General features: G+C 71.9%; 8 protein-coding genes and 1 tRNA gene. 4 read left to right on the plus strand and 5 right to left on the minus strand.

Features of this window, described 5'->3' with window-relative positions:
• Positions 1–345 (plus strand): ArsR/SmtB family transcription factor (locus PLP61_RS04315; protein WP_324500707.1); only part of this gene is annotated, 345 nt, incomplete at its 5' end.
• Positions 342–827, plus strand: a complete 486-nt coding sequence (locus PLP61_RS04320) for an SRPBCC family protein (RefSeq protein ID WP_324500709.1) — start codon at positions 342–344, stop codon at positions 825–827. The genes PLP61_RS04315 and PLP61_RS04320, both read left to right, overlap by 4 nt.
• A 104-nt stretch (positions 828–931) precedes the next feature.
• On the opposite strand, the gene PLP61_RS04325 is transcribed toward PLP61_RS04320, so the two are convergent.
• A tRNA-Tyr gene (locus PLP61_RS04325) sits at positions 932–1,013 on the minus strand.
• Between the two features lie 112 nt (positions 1,014–1,125).
• On the opposite strand from PLP61_RS04325, the gene PLP61_RS04330 reads away from it, so the two are divergent.
• Positions 1,126–1,617 (plus strand): YajQ family cyclic di-GMP-binding protein, encoded by a 492-nt coding sequence (locus PLP61_RS04330; protein WP_324500711.1) that lies wholly within the window; start codon positions 1,126–1,128, stop codon positions 1,615–1,617.
• 6 nt (positions 1,618–1,623) lie between these two features.
• On the opposite strand, the gene PLP61_RS04335 is transcribed toward PLP61_RS04330, so the two are convergent.
• The 3 genes from PLP61_RS04335 to PLP61_RS04345 all read right to left on the minus strand — a co-directional run bounded on the left by PLP61_RS04335 (position 1,624) and on the right by PLP61_RS04345 (position 5,680).
• On the minus strand, positions 1,624–3,225 hold the full coding sequence (locus PLP61_RS04335; RefSeq protein ID WP_324500713.1) for a phytoene desaturase family protein: 1,602 nt from the start codon (positions 3,223–3,225) through the stop codon (positions 1,624–1,626).
• A 2-nt stretch (positions 3,226–3,227) separates the two neighbouring features.
• On the minus strand, positions 3,228–4,427 hold the full coding sequence (locus PLP61_RS04340; RefSeq protein ID WP_324500715.1) for an aminomethyl transferase family protein: 1,200 nt from the start codon (positions 4,425–4,427) through the stop codon (positions 3,228–3,230).
• An 86-nt stretch (positions 4,428–4,513) separates the two neighbouring features.
• Complete coding sequence (locus PLP61_RS04345; RefSeq protein WP_324500717.1) at positions 4,514–5,680, minus strand: acyl-CoA dehydrogenase family protein; 1,167 nt, start codon at positions 5,678–5,680, stop codon at positions 4,514–4,516.
• A 62-nt stretch (positions 5,681–5,742) separates the two neighbouring features.
• On the opposite strand from PLP61_RS04345, the gene PLP61_RS04350 reads away from it, so the two are divergent.
• Complete coding sequence (locus tag PLP61_RS04350; RefSeq protein WP_324500719.1) at positions 5,743–6,927, plus strand: NAD(P)/FAD-dependent oxidoreductase; 1,185 nt, start codon at positions 5,743–5,745, stop codon at positions 6,925–6,927.
• On the opposite strand, the gene PLP61_RS04355 is transcribed toward PLP61_RS04350, so the two are convergent.
• A partial coding sequence (locus PLP61_RS04355) for an acetate--CoA ligase family protein (protein ID WP_324500721.1) occupies positions 6,917–7,492 on the minus strand: 576 nt, incomplete at its 5' end. The two genes, PLP61_RS04350 and PLP61_RS04355, sit on opposite strands and share 11 nt — an antisense overlap.

Below are 7,492 nucleotides of genomic sequence, written 5' to 3' on the forward strand. Positions count from 1 at the left end.
GTGGACCGGCTCTTCCACGCCCTGGCCGACCCGACCCGGCGGGACATCCTCAGCCGCTCCCTGCGGGGCGGCCTGTCGGTGTCGCGCCTGGCGGAGAGCTACCCGATGAGCTTCGCGGCCGTGCAGAAGCACGTCGCGGTGCTCGAGCGGGCCGGCCTGGTGACCAAGCAGCGGCGTGGTCGGGAGCAGCTGGTGCGCACCGAGCCCGAGGCGGTGCACCGGGCCCGGCTGGCACTCGACCGGCTGGAGGCCACCTGGCGGGAGCGGGTGGACCAGATGACCGGCGTGCTCGCCGAGCAGGGGACCGAGTCCTCCCTCGACCCGACGAGAGGACTGGAACGATGAGCGTGACCCACGTGCACAAGGACCTCGACCAGCTCACGCTGACCCTGGTGGCCGACTTCGCGGCCTCCACCGAGCGCGTCTGGCAGCTGTGGGCGGACCCCCGACAGCTGGAGCGGTGGTGGGGCCCGCCGACCTACCCGGCCACCGTGGAGGAGCACGACCTCTCCCCCGGCGGGCAGGTCACCTACTTCATGACCGGCCCGGAGGGCGAGAAGTACCGAGGCTGGTGGCGCATCAGCACCGTGGAGCCCCCGAGCTCGCTGGAGTTCACCGACGGCTTCGCCGACGACAGCGGCACGCCGGCGACCGACATGCCGGTCACCACCATGCGGGTCTCGCTCACGGCGTACGAGGGGGGAACCCGGATGGAGCTCCGCTCGGTCTTCGACTCCCGCGAGGACCTGGACCGGCTGGTCACCATGGGCATGGAGGAGGGCCTGCAGCAGGCCGTCGGGCAGATGGACGGGCTGCTGGCCGGCTGACCCGGCCAGCAGACACGACCCGACGGAACCGAGAAAGACGGACGACCGAACCCACGCGACTGTGGGTTCGGCCGTCCACGATGTCTCGAGACATCGCTCTTGGGTGGCAGGTGAAGGATTCGAACCTTCGAAGGCAAAGCCGACGGATTTACAGTCCGCTCCCATTGGCCGCTCGGGCAACCTGCCGTTGCCTCCCCGGGCCTGGTTTGGCCCCACGAGAAGCAGACGAAACAATAGCGCAGCGGCATCCACAGACGAAAACCCGCCGACTGCCGGTGGGCGCCCGGAAGGAGCGAGCATGGCCGACTCGTCGTTCGACATCGTGAGCAAGATCGACCGGCAGGAGGTCGACAACGCGCTGGGCCAGACCGCCCGCGAGATCGCCACGCGCTTCGACTTCAAGGGCACCGGCGCCTCGATCGAGTGGAAGGGCGAGCACGCCATCGAGATCTCCGCCTCCGCCGACGACCGAGCCACCGCGGTGCTGGACGTCTTCAAGCAGAAGCTGGTCAAGCGCAGCCAGAGCCTGAAGATCCTTGACGCCTCCGAGCCCCGGCAGTCCGGCCAGCAGTCCAAGATCTCGGTGGGACTGAAGGAGGGCATCTCCTCGGAGAACGCCAAGAAGATCACCAAGCTGATCCGCGACGAGGGCCCCAAGGGCGTGAAGGCGCAGATCCAGGGCGAGGAGCTGCGCGTCTCGAGCAAGAAGCGCGACGATCTCCAGGCCGTGATCGCCCTGGTCAAGGCGCAGGACTACGACTTCGCGGTGCAGTTCACCAACTACCGCTGAGCGCCCTCAGCCGCGCGAGCGAGCGAGGTCGCCGAGGATCTGCTGGCTGGCCAGCTTCCCGGGCGCGCCCATCACGCAGCCGCCGGGGTGGGTGCCCGAGCCGCACTGGTAGTAGCCGTCGATCGGGGTGCGGTACTGGCTCCAGCCGGGCGCCGGGCGGAAGAAGTACATCTGCGGGGCGAGGAACTCCCCGGCGAAGATGTTGCCCTCGGTCAGCCCGACGGTGCGCTCGATGTCCAGCGGTGTCTTGACCTCACGCTGGAGCACCAGGTCGGAGAACCCCGGGAAGAACGACTCGAAGGTCTCCTGCACGGTGTCGGCGAACCGCTCCGCCTCGGTGTCCCAGTCGCCGCCCTTCAGGTGGTAGGGCGCGTACTGGACGAAGCACGACATCACGTGCTTGCCCGGTGGCGCCATGTCGGGGTCGACGAAGGACTGGATCGCGCAGTCGATGTAGGGGCGCCGGCTGTACCAGCCGTACTTGGCGTCGTCAAAGGCCCGCTCGAGGTACTCCATGGACGGCCCGACGTTGACGAAGCCGAGGTACTGGTCGGTGCGGTCGCCGAGCGCGGGGTAGCGCGGTGCCCCGTCGAGCGCGAAGTTCACCTTGGCCGAGGTGCCCTGGAACCGCATCCGGCGGATGTTGTCCACCAGCTCGCCCGGCAGCTCACGGGGGTCGACCAGCTGGGTGAAGGTACGCCGCGGGTCGACCGCGCTGACCACCACGGGGGCCGAGAGCTCCGTGCCGTCCTCGAGGGCGACCCCCACCGCTCGCCCGTTGCGGGTGATCACCGAGTCCACCGGCGCGTCCAGCAGGATCTCGGCCCCGTAGGCCTGCGCGGCCCGGGCGAGCACCTGGGTGAAGCCTCCGTTGCCGCCCTTGTGGAACGACCAGGCGCCGAACTGCCCGTCGTGCTCGCCGATGGAGTGGTAGAGCAGCACCAGCCCCGAGCCCTGCGACATCGGCCCGACCTTGGTGCCGATGATCGCCGACGAGGCGAGGTAGCCCTTGAGGATGTCGCTGTCGAAGTAGTCGTCGAGGAAGTCCGCGGCGCTCCCGGTGAGCAGCCGCACCAGGTCGTGCACCACCTTGGGCTCCGCCCCGCGCAGGTGCCGCACCAGGTCCGCGGTCTCGGCGACGTCCTCCGGCGAGGTGCCGAAGATGTTGGGCGGGACCTTGTCCAGCAGCGGCTTCACCAGCTGGCAGACCCGCTCCATGTCGTGCTCGTAGCGGTCCATCGCGTCGGCGTCGTGCGGGGAGTGCCGGGTGATCTCCTTGAGGTTCTCGTCGCGGTCCTGCCCCAGCAGCAGGTAGTCGCCGTTCTCCATCGGCGCGAAGGACGAGGGCATCAGCAGCGGCAGGAAGCCGTGCCGGACCAGGTCCAGCTCGTGCACGATGTCGGGGCGCAGCAGGCTCAGCGCGTAGGAGAAGGAGGTGAAGTGGAACCCCGGCCGCAGCTCCTCGGTGATGGCCGCCCCGCCGACCAGGTGCCGCCGCTCGACGATGAGGACTCTGAGCCCGGCCTTCGCCAGGTAGGCGCCGTTGACCAGCCCGTTGTGGCCCCCGCCGACGACGATCGCGTCGTAGGTCCGCTCCTGCTTCGCCATGGTCACGCCGTCTTTCGCTGGGGGTTGAAGAACGGGAGCCGGGTCACCTCGGCGGCGACCGTCTCGTACTGGTGGTTGATGGTGAGCTCGAGGTTGGCGTGCGTGCCGACTGCCGACAGCTCAGGCCGGACCCGGGCCATGGCGATGTGGCGCTGCAGGACTGGGGAGTACATCAGGCTGGTGGCGTACCCGACGCGCTCCCCCTCGTCGTCGTAGAGCATCGACTCGTAGTCCAGGGGGGTCTCGTCCTTGGGCGGGATGAGCCCCGCCTCCTGGTAGACGCGGTCGTGGTCGGCCCAGTCGAGGACGATGCCGACGCTGGCCCAGCGGGACGTGCCCTCGGCCAGCTCCCTGCGGATCGCCTCCCGGCCGAGGAACGGCCGGTCGTCGGCGTCGAGACCCTTGAGCATCCAGCCGAGGCCGAGCTCCTTCGGGGTCACCCGGTCGTGGTCGGTGAAGGCGAGCCTCGAGGAGGAGAACTCCACGTCGATGAGGACCAGGCCCGCCTCGATGCGCGTCATCAGCAGCGCCTGCTCACCGAACGGCTTGAGCTGGTGCCCGCGCCCGGCCTCGATCACGGCGTCGAGGACCCCGAGCGCGTCGTCGGCGGGCACCCGGATCTCGTAGCCCAGGTCCCCGGTGTAGCCGGTCCGCGAGATCGTCACCGCCGCGGCGCCGATCTTGGTCTCGCAGTGCTCGAAGTAGGCCAGCCGCTCGACGTCGGGGGCGAGCGCGGCGAGGATCCGCCGCGACCGGGGCCCCTGGACCGCGAGCATCCCGTAGGCCTCGGTGACGTCCTCGACCGTGACGTCCAGCCGGCCCACCAGGTCGGCGAGGTAGCCCAGGTTCGGCTCGGCCGCGGTGAGCAGGAACTCGTTGTCGGAGTGCCGGAAGACCACGCCGTCCTCGAGCACGAAGCCGCGGTCGTCGCACCACACGGTGTACTGCGCGCGGCCCGGTCGGCACTGGCGTACGTCGCGGGTGAGCACCCCGGCGAGGAACCGCTCGGCGTCCCTCCCCGCGACGCGGTACTTGTAGAGCGGCGAGGTGTCGAAGAAGCCCGCGGCGTTGCGCACGGTGAAGTACTCGTGCTTGGCCGACATCACGTACTTCTGCGCCGAGAGGTACCCGGCCCAGTGGCCCCACAGGCCCGTGGTGTTGAGCTCGCTGAGCCTGGCGTGGAACGGAGTGGTCCTGACCATGTGCCGACCTGCCCTCGTGCGGTCCTGAGGGCCAGGATCTTACTGAACGTTCAGTCAGGACGTCGAGACCCGCGCGCGGTGGTCGGTCAGACCAGGGCCCGCAGCCCCCGCTTCGCCAGCTGCTCGGCGACGATGACCCGCTGCAGCTCGCTGGCCCCCTCCCAGATCCGCTCGACCCGCAGCTCGCGGTAGAACCGCTCGGCCACGTTCTCCCGCATGTAGCCGCGCCCCCCGAAGACCTGGACGCAGCGGTCGGCCACCCGGCCGGCCATCTCCGAGGCGTACAGCTTGGCCATCGAGCAGCGCGCGTGCAGCACCGTGCGGTCCGCGCCCGCGTCGACGGACCGGGCCACCTCGTAGACCATCGACCGCGCTGCGAACAGCTCGGTCACCGAGTCGGCCAGCATCGCCTGGACCAGCTGCCGCTCCGCCAGCGGCCGCCCGCCCACCACCCGCTCCTGCGCGAAGCGCCCCGTCTCCTCGACCAGCCGGTCGGCCGCGCCCAGGCACCGGGCGGCGACCATGAGCCGCTCGAAGCGGAACCACTCGTGCGCGAAGCGCATGCCGTCGCCCTCCCCGCCCACCAGGTGGCCGACCGGGACGCGGACGTCGGTGAGGCGGACGACCGGGTGGTGGTGGGCGAAGGTGTGGGAGTACGCCGGGGTGCGCACCACCTCCATGCCGGGCGTGGGGATGTCCACCACCACCAGCACGTGCTCGCCGGCGTGCGGGCCGTCGGTCAGGACCGCCTGGACGAAGGCGTAGTCGGCCTCGTTGTAGGAGGTGACGTGCCACTTGGTGCCGTTGAGGACGTACTCGTCGCCCTCCCGCCGGGCCGTGGTGGCCAGCTCGGAGACGTCGGAGCCGGCCCGCTCCTCGGTGATCGCGTAGCACTCGGTCAGCTCGCCCCGCACGGTCGGCCGCAGCCACCGCTCGAGCGCCGGCTCCGAGGCGACCTCGGGCCACCAGGCCGGCGGCGTCGCCAGCACCCAGGCCAGAGCGTTGGTGACCCGGCCCGCCTGCTCCTGGACCAGCACCTGCTGCAGGCTCGTGCAGCCGCGGCCGCCCACCGACACCGGCATGTTCGTGGCGAACAGCCCCTGCTCGAGGGCGCGGCGCCGGAACGCGGCCGCGACCCCCTCGGGCGGCTCACCGCCGTGCGCCTCGGCGTGCTCCTCGTGCGGGATCAGGTCGTCGGCGAAGGCCCTGGCCGTGGCCTGGATCGCGCGGTCGGCGTCGGACAGGCCGTACATAGAGGCTCCTCGGGGCCGGGGGCGGCGTTGACTGACTGTTCAGTCTATGCCAGTTTCAGGCTGTGACCGGTGCGGACGTGGTGGTGGTCGGGGGCGGCACGATCGGCGGCTGGGCGGCCTGGTTCCTGCGCCGCGCCGGCCTCTCGGTGGTCCTGGTCGAGGCGGAGACGCTGGGCAGCGGCGCGAGCTCGCGGGCGGCCGGGATGGTCCGGGCCCAGGGCGGGACGCCCGTCGCGGTGCGGCTGGGGCTGTGGAGCCAGGAGTTCTACCGCAGCCAGGCCGAGCTGCTCGGGATCGACTCGGGGTTCGTGGAGACCGGCTACTACATGCCGTGCTTCAGCGAGGCCGAGGTGTCGGCGGCGCACGAGCGGATCGCCATGCAGAACCGGCTGGGTCTGGACTCGACGTGGGTCGACCCGCAGGACGTGGACGCCCGCAACCCGTCGATGGCGCCGGGCCGGACCCTCGGGGCGTCCTACTACGCCCGCGACGGGTGGATCGACCCGCCCCGCAACGTGCTCGCCTACACCACCGCCCTGTTCACCGCCGGCGTCGAGGTGAGGGAGCGGTGCCGGTTCACCGGCCTGCGGGTCGAGGGCGGGCGCGTGCGGGCGGCGCGGACCACGCAGGGCGACGTCGGGTGCGACCGAGTGCTGCTCACGGGTGGGCCGGGGCTGGCCGCCGTCGGCGACGCCGTCGGCGCCCGGATCTGGTCGGGCGGGACCCGGCACCAGGTCGTGGTGACCGAGCCGCACCCCGACCTCGCGGCCGACCGGGTGCCGATGGTCTTCGACGTGGCGTCGGGGATCTACTGGCGGCCGGAGGAGGGAGGCCTGCTCTGGGGCATGTCCAACCCGGACGAGGCGCCCGGCGAGGCGCGCCGCTTCGACGAGGCGTACTTCGCGCGGATGCGGGCCCGGGTCGCCGACCTGGTGCCGGTGACCGCGCGGCTCGGGCTGCGGCGTACCTGGTCGGCCACCATCGACTACACCCCCGACCACCTGCCCATCCTCGGCCCGCTGCTCACCGACGCCGGTCAGATCGAGGGGGCCTGGGTCGCCGCCGCCGGCGGGCACGGGATGATGTGGGGCCCGGGGGTGTCCAGGGCGGCGGCGGACCTGGTCGCCACCGGCAGCACCGAGGTCGTCGACACCCCGCAGCTCGGGCTGGACCGGTTCGACGACGAGGGCCGTTCCTCGCTCGCGGCCGACCCGATCGCGCTGCCGTTCCCCGAGGTCACCCGCTGACGGGCTGCACCAGGGCGTCCACGGCCACCGGCCCGTCTCCCGTGAGGACCATCGGGTTGACGTCGAGCGCCGCCAGCTGGCCACCCAGGGCCACCGCCAGCCGGCTGAGGCCGGCGACTGCCTCCGGCAGGCCGGTCAGGTCGACTCCCGGCAGCAGCCGCGAGAACCGGGCCACCAGCCGCTCGGCGGGCCCCGGCGCCAGCGGGGGGAGGGCCAGCACGCGACGGGACAGCTCCTCGATGCGGCTCCCGCCGACCGCCAGCACCAGGACCGGACCGACCGCCGCGTCCCGCACCACACCGAGGGAGACCTCGGGCCCGGTCAGCTGCGGCTGCACCACCACGCGGGGTCCGCAGCGCGCCGCCAGCGCGTCGTACGCCGCCCGCAGGGCCGGCTCGTCGGTGATCCCCAGCCGGACCCCGCCCACCCGCGCACGGTGCTCGATGCCCGGCTCGTCGGTCTTGAGGACCACCGGGTAGCCCAGCTCCGCCGCCACCGTGGCCGCCGCGTCGGCACTCGCGGCGCCCCGGGTGGGGACGACGGCGAGGCCGAACCGCGCCAGGAG

It is taken from the genome of Nocardioides sp. (assembly GCF_035429765.1).
Taxonomy (GTDB): domain Bacteria; phylum Actinomycetota; class Actinomycetes; order Propionibacteriales; family Nocardioidaceae; genus Nocardioides.